1 protein-coding gene is annotated in these 1,098 nt (G+C 69.5%); it reads right to left on the bottom strand.

The genetic code is table 11. The features are described from left to right. Positions 1-157: 157 nt before the first annotated feature. Positions 158-736 carry a TMEM165/GDT1 family protein gene (locus AB8Z36_RS40435; protein WP_369218336.1) on the bottom strand — a complete coding sequence of 193 codons (579 nt, stop codon included), beginning with the start codon at positions 734-736 and terminating at the stop codon, positions 158-160. Positions 737-1,098 lie beyond the last annotated feature (362 nt).

Raw genomic sequence — 1,098 nt, 5'->3', positions numbered from 1 at the left:
CCGGACAACCACTCCACCCAGGCCAGACCACCGCCCCGCTCAAGCCGCACAGCCAACCCGCACGGGCCAGACCACAGTCCCGCGCGAACCAGGCGATCACCCCACCCCAGATCAGGCAATCGCTCCAACCCAGATCAGGCGATCACCCCACCCCAGATCAGGCGATCGCCTCATACAGGCTCCACACGCCGAGTCCCAGCATCAGCAGGGCCGCGATCCTCGTGATGAGCGTCAGGGGCACCCGGCGCATCAGGGCCTTGCCGCCGACGATGCCCAAGCCCGCGACGGCCCAGAGCGCGAGGACGGCGCCGAGGCCGACGGAGAGCGGGTCGTCGTAGCGGGCGGCCAGGTTCGCGGTCATGATCTGCGTCAGGTCGCCGAACTCCGCGACCAGGATGAGCATGAACCCCGCCCCCGAGACCTTCCAGAAGCTCTGGTTCTCGGGCTGCCTGACCTCTTCCTCGTCGTCACCGCCCTTGAGGAGCAGCATCGCGGCCCCCGCGAGGAAGAGCACGCCGGTCAGCGCGTGGACGAGCTGCTGCGGGAGCAGGGTCAGAACACTGCCCGCCGCCACGGCGAGCACCACGTGCACGGTGAAGGCCGCCGCCACTCCGGCGAAGACGTACGAGGCGCGGTAGCGCGTGCCGAGCACGAGCCCGGCGAGAGCCGTCTTGTCCGGCAGCTCGGCAAGGAAGACGACGCCGAAGACGAGCGCCGTCACGCTGATGCTGATCAAGGTTCCTCAATCGGTCGGGGCTGCCCCACCGAGAGTGTTCCACCGCTTCGCGTACGACACCTCGGCACGGCAGCACAAGGAACGCGCGCGTCCGCGCACGTCATGCACTGCTTGCCGAAGGTCTCGCTGGCCTGCCCCTCGCGGGACCTGCCTCCGGGCGCCGGCTCAGACGAGCTGAGCAGTATGTCGACGGTCCGGCGAAGAGCTACTCCCCTTCTGCGCCATCCATCGTACGGGACGCCCGGCCCTTCCCGGCGAGAGCCTTTGCTCAGAGCCTGTCGCCAGAGCGTCCCGGCCCGGCCTCCCGTGAAGCCAGAACGGGTGACCGCCCGAGCCGGACCCCCCGCACCCCACCCAAAAGC

This window comes from Streptomyces flavofungini, from assembly GCF_041028215.1.
Lineage (GTDB): Bacteria > Actinomycetota > Actinomycetes > Streptomycetales > Streptomycetaceae > Streptomyces > Streptomyces flavofungini_B.
The sequence above is the reverse complement of the archived record's forward strand: the minus strand, read 5'-3'. Positions and strand labels throughout refer to the sequence as shown.